Raw genomic sequence first — 16,463 nt, 5'->3', positions numbered from 1 at the left:
GTCGATGAATTAGGGCCGGGGTGCTGCTGCCGGTCTCTTGGGGTCGTGTACGGATGTGTCGGCTCGACTCCGATCCCGGTGAACGAGCAGGTCAACGCGTCGGAGCAGCCGGGGCGGCGGCCCACCGGGGGTGAGCGCGCCGCCGTCGGTGTTCCCGGATCCGCTTGACGGTCCGGCCGCTGTTGAATTTCCGGGCCCGCCCATTCCGGGCCCGCGCTTCTGGACCTGGGGCGGCTGCCCGGACGACGGGGCCCGCGCGGACCGCACGGAGGCGGGGCCCGCGCGGACTGGCCTGCGGGGCTGCGCGGCGGCGGGACGCGCGGACTACGCGGCGCTGGGACGCGCGCGGACTAGGCGGCGGCGGGGCGCGCCAGCAGCTCGGTCACCTGCCTGCCGACCAGCTCCCGGGCCGTGTCCGGAAGCCGAGCGAAGGAACCGTCCCAGAGCGAGCGCGGAATGCCATCCGCTTCGCCCTCGCGCACGGCGCTCTCGAAGAACACCTCGTCCTCGGAACGGACCGCGACACGAAAGCGGTTGGTGCCGTCGTCCTCCGCGTGCAGCGCCGCGGCGACGACGAGCGGCGACGCGCCGCCCGGCTCGGCGGCGGCCTTGTGGTAGTTGCTGGTGACCGGTGTGCGCCAGCGCAGGCTCAGGAGCAGTTGACGCTTGGCGAGCACCTCGGCCAGATCGGTCTCGGTGACTCCCTCAGGCTCCAGGATGACCGCCCGGGCGTCGAGGACGAGGGCCGCGGGCAGCAGACAACGCAGCGTGCTGCCGACGATGTTGCCGCCCACCGTGGCGGCCCGGCGTACGGCGCCGGTCCCCACGCCGGCGGCCGCCCGGCGCAGCACCTCGGGCACCCGGTCGTCTATACGGTTCAGCACCACGGCGGCGCCCAGGGCCTCGCGCTCGATCGTGTTGGCCTCGGGGAGGTCGCGCAGCGACATGGCGCGGTCGGGAAAGCCGTCCCGTTGCCAGGTGGCCCACACCAGGGTCGCCCCGCCGATCGGAACCGCCCCTTCGGTCAGGTACTCCTGTGCTTCGGACACGGACTTGGGCAGACGCAACAGCACGACAGCCGACCTGCTTTCCTGGTGACTTGGCGGCGGGGTACTCGGTGTCTTGGCGCAATCACCGTCGACAGGCGCATTTTCGCCGTGCGGACGGGGGCGCGTACAGGGCACATTGCCTCAACTGGTGCGCCCCGCGCGGCGGATGACCGCACTGCGGGGGCCGCTCCGGCGCCGCCCGCGCACGCCGTCCACGCTCACTGGGCGTCGAGACGCGCCCGTCATGTCCCTTTCCCGCGCCGCGAGTTGCTTCGTACCGCTGTCAACTACCCTGGTGGGAGCCGGAATAGGCCGCCCATCGCCCGCCATGGCGGACCACGGTGATGTGCCGGCCGAAGCAGGTCGTCATCCAGGGGTCGGTCAGGGTGCTCTCGACGGGCCCCTGCGCCAGGACGCGCCCCTCGCGCAGAAGGAGGGTGTGGCCGACCGCCGGGGACAGCTCCTCCAGATGGTGGGTGACCGTCACCGTCGCCAGGTCCGGGCGGCTCTCGGCCAGCCGTTGCATGGCCTCCACGAGGTCCTCCCGGGAGGGCAGGTCCAGGGCGTTGAACGGCTCGTCGAGCAGCAGCAGGGCCGGCTCGGCCGTCAGCGCCCTGGCGATCAGGACGCGGGCCCGCTGACCACCCGAGCAGACCCCGTACGGCCGGTCGGCCAGCTCCTTGATGTCCAGCTCGGCGAGCAGTTCGTGGGCGCGCCGGCGCACCTCGGCGTCGTACTTCCGCCACAGCGGCTGGACGGTGCCGGTGTGGCCCGTCAGGACGACTCCATGGGCGTCGAGGTCCTGCGGAACCCGCTGGGCCGTGCTCACATGACCGATCCGGGCGCGCAGCTCACGGACGTCGACCCGGCCGAGCCGGGAGCCGAGCACCTCCACGCTCCCCGTGGTCGGATGCATCAGGGCCCCCAGGAGCCGCAGCAGGGTCGTCTTGCCCGCGCCGTTGGCTCCGAGCAGGGCCCAGTGCTCACCGGCCCTGACCGTCCAGTCGACCCCGGCGAGGATCACCTGGCTGTTCGTGTGCCGGTGGACGCTCACATCGCGGAGCGCGACCACCGTCTCCCTGTCCCTGACGTCCGGCTCGGTCCGCACCTCGGCCATGCCCCGGCTCCCCTCGATCGGTCCCCTCGCACACTAGATGTCGTGGGCATCTTGTTGCCGGCGCGTCCGGGTCGTGGACGGCGCGGTCACTTCAGGATATTGACCGCGCGGGCCACCACCAGGACGACCGTCATCAGGGACACCGTGGACTGGACCATCATCAGCATCTTGGCCCAGCGGGACAGCGGCATCACGTCGGTCGGGCTGAACGCGGTGGAGTTGGTGAAGGACAGATACAGGTAGTCGAGGAACGCCGGCTCCCAGTCCGGCCGGGCGGACTCGGGGCTTTGCATCTGGACGAAGAGGAAGTCGGCGAACTGCCGGTGGCCCATCATCCGGTTCGCCGGTCCGCCCCGGTCCAACTCCCAGTACCACAGGGCGAACACGATGACATTCGTCAGCCAGATGTTGCCGCCGGTCAGCAGCAGATTCGCGGCCCCCGACGCCTCGGTGCCGTGCACGAGGCCGCGCACCAGCTGGGCGGCGGCCCAGCCGTTGGCGAGGCTGATCAGCCCGATCAGCGTCAGGCCCAGTGAGCGCAGCCGCTTGTTCCGGGGCTCGACCCGGCGGGGGTTGGCGGCGACGAGACCTATGAGCAGGACCACCTCCAGGCCCGGCAGCACCCCGAACGGCAGCAGCGTCAGATGCTCGGGCAGTTTCAGCTGGAGGGCGACCGCCGCCAGGGTCACGATGGTCACCGCCCAGCGCGGCTCACCGTGCGTCGCCCTCCGCCAGGCGGGCGCCACCTCGTGCCCACCGGACTCCAGGAGCCGCTCGATCCTGACGAGCCGGCTCTCGGTGTCGTTCGATCCTTCGTCCATGGTGGTGATTGTCGCGTGCCGCGTGCGGATCAAGACACGGGGCGGCCCGGCGACGTGCCGACGGACGCTGACCTGCGCCGATGGCCTCCTGGCCGTTTCACGTCCGTCCCGGTCCAGCGGTACCGCGAGCCCGCCGGTTCCCTGTCAGGAGCGGAACGCGTCGATCACGTAGGCGGCGAAGCGGCGGGAGTCCGTGAGCCGGGCCGGGCGGGGCGCGTGCTGGAGGCCCTGGTGGGCCGTGAGCATGAGGATCAGGTCGTCGACGATGAAGCCGGGCCGGAGCTCGCCGGTCTCCTGGGCACGGCGGGCCACTTCGGCGACCGCGCGTACGGTCCGCTCTCGATCGGCGGCGAAGTCCATGGACTCGGGAAAGGCCGTCATGAAGGCGTCGCCGAATCCGCGGCTGTGCGCGTGGAGTTCACAGATCCGCTCGATCAGGCTCCGGAATCCGTACCACGGGTCCGCGTGCGCGAGGGCGTCGCGGACGGCGGCGTGACAGGCCCGGCGCTGCTCGGCGAAGGTCTGCGCGATCAGTGCCTGCTTGGTCGGGAAATGCCGGTACAGCGTGGCGGGGGCGAGTTCCGCGTGCCGGGCGACGGCGCGCATGGGTGCGCCCAGGCCCTCCTCGCCGAACACCGTGCGGGCGGCGTCCAGGATGCGCGCCCGGTTGTCGCGGGCGTCGGCGCGCACTGTCCGAGGCAAGTACCCGGTCATCGTCTCTCACTTCAGCCGGACGGACGGGGCGCCCGTTACGGTCCGACGGTGTGCCGCCGCCCCGCCCGGCAATCCACCGCCGGCCCCGATGGCGGCGCCGATTCGACACCCACGGTCGCAGCAGTCGCGCCCGTCCGTCCACCGCCCCGAGGAGCAGGGAATGAAGGCCGTCGTCATCAGGACATTCGGAAGCCCCGAGGGCCTGGAGGTCGTCGATGTGCCCGTGCCGGTTCCCGCTCCGGGGCAGGTGCGCATCGACACCGAGGCGATCGGAGTGGGCGGTGTGGACGCCGTGATCCGCCGGGGAACGCTCGCCGCCCACGGCTTCCGGGAGGGCCATCTCCTGGGCAGTGAGGTCGCCGGAAGCGTCACCGCGGTGGGAGAGGGCGTGGACGCCTCGTGGACGGGGCGGCGGGTGTGGGCGTTCACCGGTCTGTCCGGCGGGTATGCCGAGCAAGCCGTCGCCTCGGTCGATGACGTGCTGCCGCTGCCCGCCGGTCTGACCGGCGCCCAAGCGGTCTCTCTCGGCGGCTCCGGCGTGGTGGCTCACTTCGCCCTGGAAAGGGCCCGCCTCGCACCAGGAGAGGCGGTGCTCGTGCGCGGGGCGGCGGGCAGCATCGGTATCACTGCGGTCCAGCTCGCGGCCAGGAACGGCGCGGGCTCGGTGGCGGTCACCACTTCATCGGCCGGACGTGGTGCCCGACTCCGGGAACTGGGCGCCACGCACGTCCTGGACCGCGCCGGCGAGGGCGGCAAGGACGCACCGGGCTTCGACGTGGTGATCGATGTCGTGGGAGGTCCCCAACTTCCCCTCTTCCTGGACAGATTGAACGCCAACGGGCGGTACGTGGCGGTCGGCGTGGTCGGTGGACAGCCGCCGGCGGACTTCGGCATGCGGCTGATGGACGCCTTCCGCAGATCGTTGTCGTTCGCCACCTTCAGCTCCGACACCGTGCCCGGCGCCGTCCGGCAGGCCGTCCGGGCCTCCCAGTTCGCCGACGCGGCGCTCGGGGGCCTGCGCACGGTGGTGCACGAGGTGCTGCCGCTGGACCAGGCGGCTCTGGCCCACCGCAAGATGGACGAGGGAGAGGTCTTCGGGAGGGTGGTGCTGGTGCCCTGAGCAGCACAGGAGCGTTCGCCGCGCCGGGCCCGCCCCACCGCTGGCCTCGCCGATCGGGCTTGCTCAATCCCTGGACCGAGCACGGCTTTCGGCCACCAAATGGGCAGCCCTAGGCGTCTGCCGCCCCGGCCGCCTCATGAAAGGCGGCGATCGCTTCACCGTTGGATCTCGCCCATTCGGTGAGCCTTGCGATGGGCTCCTCCAGCGTGCGCCCCAGCTCGGTCAAGCCGTATTCCACACGGGGTGGCGCTTCGGCGTACACGCGCCGTTCGATGAGCCCGTTGCCCTGGAGCCGGCGCAGCGTCTGCGTCAACACCTTGCGCGAGACGCCTCCGATCAGCTCGACCAACTCCCCGTGCCGCAGGGGACCGTCACTCAGCGCGAAGAGCGTGACGACGGCCCACTTGCCGGCAATGACCTCGATGGCCAGTCGGGCGGGGCAGTCGGCGAGGAAGACGGTTCCTGGACGGGGGCTCATGAGCCGAAGGGTACCTTCGGGTACCTATCGACTCTCTAACGTCGAACACGTGCGCAGGACCGCGCCGGCCAGTAGATCCATGTGTTCACGTGAGGGAAGTCGCCATGTCCGACCCGACCACCTATGTTCTCGTCCACGGGGCCTGGCACGACGGGCAGGCCTGGGACCGCGTCGTCCCGCTGCTCACCGCCCAGGGCCACCGCGTCTTCGCTCCGTCCCTGACCGGCCACGGGGACAAGGCGCACCTGCTAAGCCCCCATGTCGGGCTCACCACCCACGTCGACGACATCGTCGGCCTCATCCTCGGCCACGACCTGAGCGATGTCGTCCTCGCCGGGCACAGCTACGCGGGAATGGTCATCTCCAGCGTGGCCGACCGGGTCCCCGAGCGCATCGCGCGCCTGGTGTACATCGACGCGATGGTGCCGACGCACGGCGAGAACGCCATCGACGTCATGCCGATCACGCAGGTCATGATCGACGGTGCCGCGGCTGGTGCCCAGCCCTGGCGCATTCCGCCGCTGCCGGAGCTCCCCGCGCCGCTCGGGCTGTTCGGCGTCACCGACCCCGATGACATCGCCTGGCTCAAGAGCACGCTCACGGACGAGTCGGTCCTCTGCTTCCAGCAGCCGGCCGAGATGGACAACCCCGCGCAGGCGCTGATCCCACGGGTTCACATTCTCTGTGTCGGCGGTGCGCCCGAGGGCGTCGCCCGTCGGCCCGTCCCGGAGATGCAGCCCAACGGTGAGCCTTCCCGCGTATACGAGCTGAAGACCGGTCACGACTGCATGATCACCCAGCCCGCGGAGCTCGGCGGACTGTTGCTCGACATCGCCTGACCCGCGAAGGGGAACACGAGTCCCGTACCGGGATCTCTACAACTGCACGGTGGTGCCGGGCTCCAGGAGGTCGATCGGGGTGCCCGTCAGGCCCTTCTCGCCGAGGAGGTTGGCGGTGGACTGCCGGCCGAGTTCGCTCAGCATGAGTTCGTGGATCTGGATGACGCGCTCGGGCTTGACGGCGCGTACGTAGTCGGCGGCTTCGCCGAGCTTGGTCCACGGCCCGCTGGTCGGCAGCAGGAGGGTGCGCACGGGAGCCTCGGGCGCGAAGTAGGCGTCGCCGGGATGGTAGAGGACGCCCCCGTCGAGGAGGTAGCCGACGTTGTCGGGGCACGGGATGTCGGCATGGATCGGCGCGTGGCGGTGGCCGTGCACGGAGACGGCGATGGACCCGGCGGTGAAGGTGTCGCCCGCGATGACGGTGTGGACGCGGCTGCTCTGCCCGCCCAGGGCGGCCGCGACGGCCGCGGTGCCGTAGACGTGCAGGTCGGGCCGGTCTTCGAGGGCCGCGGCGACCAGCTTCTCGTCGAAGTGGTCGAAGTGCTCGTGAGTGATCAGTACGGCGTGGGCCCGGGAGACGGCCTCTGCCGCGTCCGGGGTGAAGGTGCCGGGGTCGATGACCAGGCGAGTGCCGTCCTTCTCGAGCGTGACGCAGGCGTGGGCGTGTTTGGTCAGCTTCATGGGGAGTCCTTTCCGGCCGAGCGAATTCCTACAGCTAAACTGTACACATTGGTTGTACATAATGAGAGCGAGGGGTGGAGCGGCTCGGCTTCGGCCGAAGGGGGCGCGCTCGCGCCGCGCACCGGCGAACCCTGCACCCAGGGTGTACAGCCTGGGTGGTGAGTTGCGGGGTAGGCTCGCACCATGGACGACGATCGGCTGGCCGAAGATCTACGCCTGGCCGTCGGGCAGCTCGTACGCGCCGTGCGCCCCGCCGACCAGATGCCTCCCGGCGAGGCCGCCGTCCTGGGATATCTGGACCGCGGTGGTCCGCTGACCACGGCCGACATCGCCCAACAGCGGGGCGTGAGCCATCAGTCGGTCGCCAAGGCGGTCAAGGAACTCCTCGGTCAGGGCTTTGTGCGTGCCGAGCCCCATCCCACCGACGGGCGCAAGCTCTTGCTCCACCTCACGACGGCGGGCAGCGGCCGACTGGCCGAGGAGCGCCGAAGGCGCGAGGACTGGCTCGGCGCCGCGATCAACGAGGCCCTGAACTCCGACGAACGCCAGACACTGGCCGCGGCGCTGCCTCTGCTGTCCCGCCTGACCGCGCACCTGAAATCCAGGTAGGCCGGCCCCCTTCGAGGGCTCGCGAGGTCGCCGCACCCCTTCCCCCGCGATCGGCGATCGGCGCAGCGGGCCGGGAAGAGGCGCGGCGGTGTTCGTGTGTCACATGTTGATCATGTGGCCCGCCAGTCCGTGTACGGCCTCCTTGACCGCCTCGCCGAGCGTCGGGTGGCCGTGCACATTGCGCGCGACCTCGTGGACCGTCAGGTCCCATTGCTGGGCGAGCGTCAACTCCGGCAGCAGCTCGGTGACTTCGGGGCCGATCAGATGGGCGCCGAGGAGTTCGCCGTGGCGCGCGTCGCTGAGGAGCTTCACGAATCCCGCCGTCTCGCCGAGACCATGGGCCTTGCCGTTCGCCGTGAACGGGAACTTCGCCACCTGGACGTCGAAGCCCTGCTCGCGGGCCTGCGCCTCGGTCCAGCCGAAACTGGCGATCTGCGGCTGGCAGTAGGTGGCCCGCGGGATCATGACGTAGTCGAGTTCCATCGTCTCCGCGTCGGCGATCGTCTCGGCGGCCACGATCCCCATCGACTCGGCCGCGTGGGCCAGCATCAGCTTCGCCGTCACGTCACCGATCGCGAAGATGTGGGGCACGCTCGTACGGCACCGGCCGTCGATGTCGATCGCGCCGCGGTCGGTGAGCTTCACCCCGGTGTTCTCCAGACCGTAGCCCTGAACACGCGGCTGGAACCCGATGGCCTGGAGCACCTTGCCGGCCTCCAGCGTCTGCCGCTGGCCGCCGGTGGTCACCATGATCTTGACCCGGTCGCCGGAGTCGTCGATCGCCTCGACCCGGGTGGACGTCAGCACGTTGATGCCGAGCCGCTTGTAGCGGCGGGCCAGTTCGGCGGAGACCTCCTCGTCCTCCAGTGGGACGATCCGGTCGAGGAACTCGACGAGGGTGACCTGGACCCCGTAGTTGTGGAGCACGTAGGCGAACTCCACGCCGATGGCTCCGGCGCCCGCGATGACGATGCTGTCCGGCAGGGTCTCCGACAGGATCTGCTCCTCGTACGTCACCACGCGCTCGCTCAGCGAGGTGCCGGGGAGCAGCCTGGTGGTGGCGCCGGCGGCGATGATGCAGTGGCCGAAGGTCACGGTCTCCGTGCCGCCGTCGGACAGGGCGACGTCGAGCGTGCGGTCGTCGCGGAAGGTGCCGCGGCCGGTGTACTGCGTGATCTTGTTCTTCTTCATCAGGTAGTGGACGCCCTTGACGCGTCCGTCGGCCACCTTGCGGCTGCGGGTGAAGGCCGCGCCGTAGTCGAAACTCACCTCGCCGTTCACCTGGATGCCGAAGGTCTTGGCCTCCTGGGTGAAGATGTGGGCGAGCTCGGCGTTGCGCAGCAGTGCCTTCGACGGGATGCACCCCACGTTCAGGCACACACCGCCCCAGTACTTCTCCTCGACGATCGCCGTGCTGAGTCCGAGCTGCGAGGCCCGGATCGCCGCGACATATCCTCCCGGGCCGGCGCCCAGGACCACCACGTCAAAGTGAGTGCTCATGGCGGCCAGCCTAGAACGGCGGCGGCCCGGGCGAGGGGACGGGCGCGGCCGGGAAGGCCCTGGGCCACCGCGCCGCGGCACGCGTGAGGGCCGGCCCCCGGGGCGGGAGCCGGCCCTCATGCCAGGCATCAGACCAGGTCGAACCGGTCCAGGTTCATGACCTTGGCGAAGGCGGCGACGAAGTCCTTCACGAACTTCGCCCCGGCGTCGTCGCTCGCGTAGACCTCGGCGAGCGCGCGCAGCTCGGAGTTCGAGCCGAAGACGAGGTCGGCACGGGTGCCGGTCCACTTGACCTCGCCCGTGGCGTCGTCACGGGCCTCGAAGGTGGTCGCGTCCTCCGAGGTCGCCTTCCACGTCGTGCCCAGGTCGAGCAGGTTGACGAAGAAGTCGTTGGTGAGCTGTCCGGGGGTCGCGGTGAGGACACCGTGCGAGGACTGGCCGTGGTTGGCGCCCAGGACACGCAGTCCGCCGACGAGGACGGTGAGCTCGGGCGCGCTCAGGGTCAGCAGGTTCGCCCGGTCGAGCAGCAGGTACTCGGCCGGAAGCCGGTTGCCCTTGCCGAGGTAGTTGCGGAAGCCGTCCGAGGTCGGCTCCAGCGCGGCGAAGGACTCCGCGTCGGTCTGCTCGTCCGTCGCGTCGACGCGGCCCGGGGTGAAGGGCACCTGGACGTCGTGACCGGCGTCCTGGGCGGCCTTCTCGACCGCGGCGACGCCACCGAGGACGATCAGGTCGGCCAGCGAGACGTGCTTGTCGCCGGAGTTGAAGTCACGCTGGATGCCCTCCAGCGTGCGCAGCACCGACGCGAGCGTGTCGGGGTCGTTGGCCTCCCAGCCGCGCTGCGGCTCCAGACGGATGCGGCCGCCGTTGGCGCCGCCGCGCTTGTCGCTGCCGCGGAACGTCGAGGCCGACGCCCACGCGGTGAAGACGAGCTGCGCGACCGTCAGGTCCGAGGCGAGGATCTTCGCCTTGAGGGCGCTGATGTCCTCGGCACCGATGACCTCGCCCTCCGCCTCGGGCAGCGGGTCCTGCCACAGCAGCGTCTCCGCCGGGACCTCGGGGCCGAGGTAGAGGGACTTCGGGCCCATGTCGCGGTGGGTCAGCTTGTACCAGGCGCGAGCGAAGGCGTCCGCGAACTCGGCCGGGTTCTCGTGGAAGCGGCGGGAGATCGGCCCGTAGACCGGGTCGAAGCGCAGCGACAGGTCCGTCGTGAGCATCGAGGGGGCGATCTTCTTCGCCGGGTCGTGCGCGGCCGGGACGGTTCCCTCGCCCGCGCCGTCCTTCGGCTTCCACTGGTTGGCGCCCGCGGGACTCTGGGTCAGCTCCCACTCGTAGCCGAAGAGGACGTCGAAGAAGCCGTTGTCCCACTGGGTGGGCGCGGGGGTCCAGGTGACCTCGAGGCCGGAGGTGATCGCGTCGCCGCCCTTGCCGGTGCCGTACGTGCTCTTCCAGCCCAGGCCCTGCTCCTCGAGCCCTGCGGCCTCGGGGTCGTCGCCGACGCTCTCCGCGGGGCCCGCGCCGTGGGTCTTGCCGAAGGTGTGACCGCCCGCGATGAGGGCGACCGTCTCCTCGTCGTTCATCGCCATCCGGCGGAACGTCTCGCGGATGTCGCGGGCCGCGGCGATCGGGTCCGGGTTGCCGTTCGGGCCCTCGGGGTTGACGTAGATGAGACCCATCTGGACGGCGCCGAGCGGGTTCTCCAGCTCACGGTCGCCCGTGTAGCGCTCGTCGTCGAGCCAGGTGGTCTCCGGGCCCCAGTACACGTCCTCCTCGGACTCCCACACGTCCGCGCGGCCGCCGGCGAAGCCGAAGGTGTCGAAGCCCATCTGCTCCAGGGCGACGTTGCCGGTGAGGATCATGAGGTCGGCCCAGGAGAGGCTCTGGCCGTACTTCTTCTTGACGGGCCACAGCAGACGGCGGGCCTTGTCCAGGTTGACGTTGTCCGGCCAGCTGTTGAGCGGGGCGAAGCGCTGCTGGCCGGCTCCGGCGCCGCCGCGGCCGTCGCTGATGCGGTAGGTGCCCGCGCTGTGCCAGGCCATACGGATCATGAAGGGGCCGTAGTTGCCGAAGTCGGCGGGCCACCAGTCCTGCGAGGTCGTGAGCACCTCGGCGATGTCCTGCTTCACGGCGGGGAGGTCGAGGGACTCGAAGGCCGCCGCGTAGTCGAAGTCCTCGCCGAGCGGGTTGGCCACGGCGGGGTTCTTGGCGAGGATCTTCAGGTTGAGCCGCTCCGGCCACCACTGGCGGTTGCCGCCGCCCTGAGTCGGGTGCGGAGCGCGGTCGTGCGCGACGGGGCAGCCGCCTGCGCCCTCCGTTTTCGCGTCGGTGACGATCGCGTCATGGTTCTCAGACATGGGAATCCTTCCGGACGGGCCGATCTCGGTGCTCAGCGACTGCGGGTGGGGGGAACGACCGGGGCGGGGCCCCGGCGGCAGGCCCCGGAACCGTCGACGGGATCGACGGGGAGGCCGTGGTGTTCGGGCGGGTACGGGCGAAGGGCGCGCCCGTCCGCACGGCCGGGGGCGGGGACGCCGTACACGGCTCGCGCCGGACCGGCTGGACCGGTCCGAAACGGGGTACGCATCCCGCCACGGCGGGCGGACGGAGGGCTGGGTGCGAGGTGCCGGGAGGTACGGCGCCGGGTCGCCCGTCCCGGCGGCGACCGGGTCGTCGCCGGGTGGGTCCCAGGGTCCGGGAGAGTCCCGGTCTGCGTGTCACGGGGGCCGTCACCCGCAGACCGGCGCCGTGGGGTCCCACGGCGGTGGTCCCGACATCTGAGTCTCTCCTGCCCGTACCGAAGTCTTCTTGTCCCTTGGCCAGTGCCAAAACCGATCCTACGATGGACAGAGTCCAAGTCAAGAAGGACACCAGACCCATATTCGATCGGACCCAGGATGCACACCGATAAACTGCGGGTCCCACCGATCCCGAAAAGGTGAACCGATATGAGTGACCTGCTGGAGCGACTGCGAGGGCGTGGCTGGCGCATGACCTCCCAGCGGCGTGTCGTTGCGGAGGTCCTCGACGGCGACCACGTACACCTCACCGCCGACGAAGTGCATGCCCGCGCGGTCGAGCGGCTGCCCGAGATCTCCCGGGCGACCGTGTACAACGCCTTGGGGGAGCTGGTCTCGCTCGGCGAGGTGATCGAGGTCTCCACCGACGGCCGGGCCAAGCGCTACGACCCCAACGCCCACCACCCGCACCAGCATCTGGTGTGCTCCAGCTGCGGCACCGTCCGGGACGTCCACCCCACCGGGAACCCGCTGGCCGACCTCCCGGCGACGGAACGATTCGGTTTCACGGTCGCCGCCGTCGAGGTCACCTACCGCGGACTGTGCCCTTCGTGCGCCTAGGATCCGGGCGGATCGCCCCCTAGGCTTCCGCCGTGAACGAGATCGAGTGGGACACCTCACAGGCGATACGGATCCGGCCGGGCGAGCCGGCCGACGCGGGGGCCGTTCTGGACATGCTCGACGGCTCCGTGGTCTGGATGAACGCCCGCGGCAACACCGAGCAGTGGGGCACGACCCCGTTCTCCACGACGCCGAGCCTCGTGGAGCGGATCCATCGGTACCTGACCGAGAACGCCGCCTTCGTCGCGGAGACCGGCGGAACACCCGTCGGAGCCGTCGTCCTCGACACCGGACCCGCCCCGAGCATGCCGATCGGGCCCGCCGGAGAACCCGAGCGCTACGTCCGGCTGCTGGTGTCCGACCGTCGGCACGGCGGCCGGGGCATCGGGGCCGCGCTCCTGGCCCACGCTGCCGAGGAGACACGGCGGGCCGGCGTCGGCCTGCTGCGGGTCGACTGCTGGGCGGGCGGCGGGGGCGAACTGGTCGCGTACTACGAGCGCCAGGGATTCACCCCCACCGAGCCGTTCCTGTCCGGCACCTGGCCGGGCCAGGTCCTGGCCCGACGGATCGGTGACCTGCCCGGCTGAGGCAGCGGCCGACCGGCTCGGGTGCGGTGACCGCCTGAGGCGGCTGACCGACCCGCTCGGGTGTGGTGACGGGCTGAGGTGGCGGGCCGATCCGCTCGGGTGTGGTGACGGGCTGAGGTGGCCGACCAAGCCGCTCGGGGTGCGATGACCGGATGAGGTCGCAGGTGACCAGCTCGCTTGGGTGACCGGACGAGGTTGCCTGTGACCCGCTCGGGTGCGTTCATCGGGCCGGCCGCCGACCCGCCGGGCGCGCGATCGGGTGCGGTGGTCGGCGACCGGCCCTGGTGCGGCGATCAGGTGAGGTGGTCGGCGACCAGTTCGGCGAACTCCTCCGGTGTCGCCAGCCGGATCCCGAGGGTCTCGGCCTTGGCGCGCTTGGACCCGGCGCCCTCCCCGGCGACGACCAGGCTCGTCTTCTTCGACACGCTGGAGGAGGAACGGCCGCCGGCCCGCTCGACGAGCTCGTTCATCTGGTTGCGGCTGAGCTGCTCCAGGGCTCCGGTCATCGCCCCGGTGACCACCACCGTCATCCCGGCCAGCGGCCCCCCGGCCGTCTCGCCGCCCTCCGCCTCCGGGCCGTCCTCGCCGGGCGCGGGGGGCGGGGTGGCGCCGGGCTCGGTCATGTTGACCCCCGCGGCGACGAGTCTGTCGATGAGCGGGGCGAGCTCGGCGAGCTCCGCGACGATCGACGGTGCCTTCTCCGTGCCGATGCCCTCGACGCGCTGGATCGTTTCCGCATCCGCCGCGCGGACCGCGTCCATCGTGGCGAAGTACCGGGCGATGCGCCGGGACATGGAGCGGCCGGTGCCGCGGACACCGAGCGCGCACAGCAGCCGGGACAGCGGTTGGCCCTTGGCCTTCTCGATCGCCGCGAGGAGGTTGTCGGTGCTGGTCTCGCCCATCCGCTCCAGACCGAGCAGCTGCTCGCGGGTCAGACCGAACAGACCGGCGAGATCGGTGACCAGGCCCGCCTCGACGAGCTGGACGACCCGGGTGTGACCGAGTCCCTCGATGTCGAGCTGGTCGCGCCCGGCGGCGTACGAGAGGGCGGCGACCAGATGACAGTTGCGTCCCTGTTCGCAGCGCCAGCGCTGCTCGCTGGTGTCGATGGCCGACCCGCAGTTCGGGCAGGCCTCGGGGAAGACGATGGGCTGTTCCTCGCCGGTGCGCAGATGGGCGACGGGCGCCTCGACACGGGGAATGACGTCCCCGGCGCGGTGCACCATCACATGGTCGCCCAGTCGCAGATCGCGGCGCGTGATGTCCGCCGGGTTGTGGAGCGTGGCGTACGTGATGGTCGAGCCGTCGATCTCCACCGGCTCCAGCACGGCGCGCGGGGCGACGATGCCGGTGCGGCCCACGTTCCACTCCACGGCCAGCAGCCGGGTGATCTTCTCGACGGCGGGCAGCTTGTACGCGATCGCCCAGCGCGGCGCGCGTGAACCGGACCCCGCCGCCCGCTGGTCGGCCGCGAGGTCGGCCTTGACGACGATGCCGTCGATCCCGAACGGCAGTTCGGCGCGCAGCCCCCCGATCTCCCGCACCCGGTCCAGGACCTGCTCGGCGGTCGCCGCGGTGACGCCGGGGACCGCTGTGCTCGCCGTGGTGTTCACACCCAATTCCGCGGCCCTGGCCATCAGTTCGCTGTGCGCCAGCTCGTCGAGCCGGGCGGCCGTGTCCGCGTCGGTGCCGGGCACAGGCAGCAGGCCGTAGCCGAAGAAGGTCATCGGGACGGTGTAGGCGCGTTCCCTGGCGCGCAGTGTGCCCGCCGCGGCGTTGCGCGGGTTCGCGAACGGCTGACCGCCGTGCGCGGTGCGCACCTCGTTGGCGTGCTCGAACTGCGCCGTGGTCATGAGGACTTCGCCGCGCACCTCCGCGGTGAGGGGTTCGGCGAGCTCGGCGGGCAGCCCCTCGATCGTCCCGACGGCGTGCGACACGTCCTCACCGGCCGTGCCGTCCCCGCGGGTGATCAGCCGGGTGAGCCGGCCCTCGCGGTAGCGCGCGGCGATGGCCAGACCGTCCAGCTTCGGCTCGACGCTGTACCGCTCCACCTCGTGACCGGTCCGCCGGGCGAGCGAGGCCGTCCAGGCGGTGAACTCCTCGGCCGAGAAGACGTTGTCCAGGCTGAGCATCGGCACCGTGTGCGGGACGTCCCCCTCGACGGCGCCGCCCGCGACCTTCCCGCTCGGCGAGTCGGGCAGCACCTGATCGGGATGGGCGGCCTCCCACGCGGCGATGCCCCGCACCAGCCGGTCGTACGCGTCGTCGTCCAGCACGGACGTGCCGCCCTCGTAGTAGGCGGCCGATGCCTTCAGCGCGTCCTCGACCGCCTGGGCGTAGGCGACGGCGTCCACGATCACTGCAACAGGTGTTGTCATACCCGTCATCCTGCCTGCCACCACTGACAATGCCCTTCCGACGGGCCCCGCCCGGGCACGCACTTGGGGCGATGCGGGCAAGTGCGCCACCCGGAGATGACAGGGGCCCGGAGGGTGAAGTAGACCTTGGCGTATCCGTGGGACCGCGCGGACGCGGGCTCCGCCGTGCGGGCTGCCCCGCCCCGGTCCCGCCAGCCGACTTCAAGGAGTGGCCCATGCTCGCCGCGCTCGGTCTCGGTCCGGCCGAGGAGGAGGTCTACCGTCTCCTGGTGAAGCGCGGCCGGGCGGCCGTCCAGGAACTGGCGGCCGACAGCGGCCGCCCCGAGTCCGAGACGCGTGACCTCCTCGCCGCGCTGGCCGGGCGCGGCCTCGTCGTCCCGCAGCCGGTCGACGGCGCGGCCGCCCTGTTCGTGGCGGCGCCTCCCGCGGTCGCGCTCGGCGGGGAACTGCGGCGCCGCCGCGACGAGTTGAGCGCGGCGGAGCACGCGGTGCTCACGCTTGCCGAGCAGCACCGCACGGGAGCCGAGGGCGGGGCGGTGGAGGTGATCAGCGACGTCGACGCGGTACGGCACCGGTTCCGGCAGCTCCAGGAGTCCGCCCGGCACGAGGTGCGGTCGATGATGGTGCCCGAGCAGAGTGTCGTCTCGCGCGACGACAACACCGCGGAGGGGGCCGGTATGCGCCGCGGAGTGCTCTACCGGACGATCCTGCACCGGGACGCGCTGACCGAGCCCGGCATGGTGGCGCAGGCCCTCGCGGTGCTGGCGGCGGGACAGCGGGTGGGGGTCGCCGACGCCGTGCCCGTCAAGCTCATGATCGCGGATCACGACCTGGCGATGCTTCCCCTGTTCAGCGGCCGCAACACGGCCGCCGCCTCCGTCCTGGTGCACCCCGGGGGCCTGCTGGACGCCCTCGTCGCCTATTTCGAGCTCGCCTGGGAGCAGGCCCACCCGCTGTCGCCCCAGGCGGCGGGTGACGGGCTGATGGAACAACGACCGGACGCCATAGACGAGTTCGATGCCCGGATGCTCGCCCTCGTGCTCGCGGGACTCACCGACCAGGCGGTCGGCGCGCGCCTCGGCGTCTCCCGTCGCACCGTGCAGCGGCGCATCGGTGAACTCATGGCGCGGGCCGGCGCCGAGAGCCGTATCCAGCTCGGCTGGCACGCCGCCCGCAGGGGCTGGGCCTGACCGTCCGTACGGTGGCTGCCCGCGGCG

At 71.4% G+C, this 16,463-nt stretch carries 15 protein-coding genes; 6 read left to right on the top strand and 9 right to left on the bottom strand.

All coding sequences use genetic code 11. The annotated features are described in order from the left end of the window. Positions 1-350: 350 nt before the first annotated feature. The 4 genes from WJM95_RS00415 to WJM95_RS00400 form a co-directional block, all read right to left on the bottom strand. Positions 351-1,073 carry an FAD binding domain-containing protein gene (locus tag WJM95_RS00415; protein WP_339127389.1) on the bottom strand — a complete coding sequence of 241 codons (723 nt, stop codon included), beginning with the start codon at positions 1,071-1,073 and terminating at the stop codon, positions 351-353. Between the two features lie 259 nt (positions 1,074-1,332). Continuing rightward, positions 1,333-2,166 carry an ATP-binding cassette domain-containing protein gene (locus WJM95_RS00410; protein WP_339127388.1) on the bottom strand — a complete coding sequence of 278 codons (834 nt, stop codon included), beginning with the start codon at positions 2,164-2,166 and terminating at the stop codon, positions 1,333-1,335. An 86-nt stretch (positions 2,167-2,252) separates the two neighbouring features. Next, positions 2,253-2,987, bottom strand: a complete 735-nt coding sequence (locus WJM95_RS00405) for a hypothetical protein (protein ID WP_339127387.1) — start codon at positions 2,985-2,987, stop codon at positions 2,253-2,255. A gap of 144 nt (positions 2,988-3,131) precedes the next feature. Further along, positions 3,132-3,701: a helix-turn-helix domain-containing protein gene (locus tag WJM95_RS00400; protein ID WP_339127386.1), complete on the bottom strand. Its 570-nt coding sequence runs from the start codon at positions 3,699-3,701 to the stop codon at positions 3,132-3,134. A 160-nt stretch (positions 3,702-3,861) separates the two neighbouring features. Between WJM95_RS00400 and WJM95_RS00395 the strand changes: the two genes are divergently transcribed. After that, a complete protein-coding gene (locus tag WJM95_RS00395; protein ID WP_339127385.1) occupies positions 3,862-4,821 on the top strand; it encodes a zinc-binding dehydrogenase in 960 nt (319 codons plus the stop codon). Positions 4,822-4,930: 109 nt separating this feature from the next. Here the strand turns inward: WJM95_RS00395 and WJM95_RS00390 are convergent, their stop codons facing one another. Continuing rightward, positions 4,931-5,299: a helix-turn-helix domain-containing protein gene (locus tag WJM95_RS00390; RefSeq protein ID WP_339127384.1), complete on the bottom strand. Its 369-nt coding sequence runs from the start codon at positions 5,297-5,299 to the stop codon at positions 4,931-4,933. 104 nt (positions 5,300-5,403) lie between these two features. On the opposite strand from WJM95_RS00390, the gene WJM95_RS00385 reads away from it, so the two are divergent. Next, complete coding sequence (locus tag WJM95_RS00385) at positions 5,404-6,138, top strand: alpha/beta hydrolase (RefSeq protein WP_339127382.1); 735 nt, start codon at positions 5,404-5,406, stop codon at positions 6,136-6,138. A 36-nt stretch (positions 6,139-6,174) separates the two neighbouring features. Here the strand turns inward: WJM95_RS00385 and WJM95_RS00380 are convergent, their stop codons facing one another. Continuing rightward, positions 6,175-6,819, bottom strand: coding sequence for an MBL fold metallo-hydrolase (locus WJM95_RS00380; protein ID WP_339127380.1), 645 nt, complete (start codon positions 6,817-6,819; stop codon positions 6,175-6,177). A 183-nt stretch (positions 6,820-7,002) separates the two neighbouring features. Between WJM95_RS00380 and WJM95_RS00375 the strand changes: the two genes are divergently transcribed. After that, entirely contained in the window at positions 7,003-7,428 is a 426-nt protein-coding gene (locus WJM95_RS00375) for a MarR family transcriptional regulator (protein ID WP_339127378.1), read from the top strand. Between the two features lie 99 nt (positions 7,429-7,527). Here WJM95_RS00375 and lpdA read toward each other — a convergent pair whose 3' ends face one another. After that, the gene (gene lpdA, locus WJM95_RS00370) at positions 7,528-8,928 is read right to left on the bottom strand and encodes a dihydrolipoyl dehydrogenase (protein ID WP_339127377.1); all 1,401 of its coding nucleotides are present in this window, start codon (positions 8,926-8,928) and stop codon (positions 7,528-7,530) included. A 128-nt stretch (positions 8,929-9,056) separates the two neighbouring features. Then, positions 9,057-11,279 (bottom strand): catalase/peroxidase HPI, encoded by a 2,223-nt coding sequence (gene katG / locus WJM95_RS00365; protein WP_339127376.1) that lies wholly within the window; start codon positions 11,277-11,279, stop codon positions 9,057-9,059. A 591-nt stretch (positions 11,280-11,870) separates the two neighbouring features. On the opposite strand from katG, the gene WJM95_RS00360 reads away from it, so the two are divergent. Beyond that, a complete protein-coding gene (locus WJM95_RS00360; RefSeq protein ID WP_037624328.1) occupies positions 11,871-12,281 on the top strand; it encodes a Fur family transcriptional regulator in 411 nt (136 codons plus the stop codon). 32 nt (positions 12,282-12,313) lie between these two features. Continuing rightward, positions 12,314-12,868, top strand: a complete 555-nt coding sequence (locus tag WJM95_RS00355; RefSeq protein WP_339127374.1) for a GNAT family N-acetyltransferase — start codon at positions 12,314-12,316, stop codon at positions 12,866-12,868. A 293-nt stretch (positions 12,869-13,161) separates the two neighbouring features. On the opposite strand, the gene ligA is transcribed toward WJM95_RS00355, so the two are convergent. Continuing rightward, positions 13,162-15,255: an NAD-dependent DNA ligase LigA gene (gene ligA, locus WJM95_RS00350; RefSeq protein ID WP_339127373.1), complete on the bottom strand. Its 2,094-nt coding sequence runs from the start codon at positions 15,253-15,255 to the stop codon at positions 13,162-13,164. A gap of 206 nt (positions 15,256-15,461) precedes the next feature. Between ligA and WJM95_RS00345 the strand changes: the two genes are divergently transcribed. Beyond that, positions 15,462-16,436: a helix-turn-helix domain-containing protein gene (locus WJM95_RS00345; protein WP_339127372.1), complete on the top strand. Its 975-nt coding sequence runs from the start codon at positions 15,462-15,464 to the stop codon at positions 16,434-16,436. Positions 16,437-16,463: the final 27 nt, after the last annotated feature.

The sequence above is a fragment of the Streptomyces sp. f51 genome, assembly GCF_037940415.1.
Classification (GTDB): Bacteria; Actinomycetota; Actinomycetes; order Streptomycetales; family Streptomycetaceae; genus Streptomyces.
The sequence above is the reverse complement of the archived record's forward strand: the minus strand, read 5'-3'. Positions and strand labels throughout refer to the sequence as shown.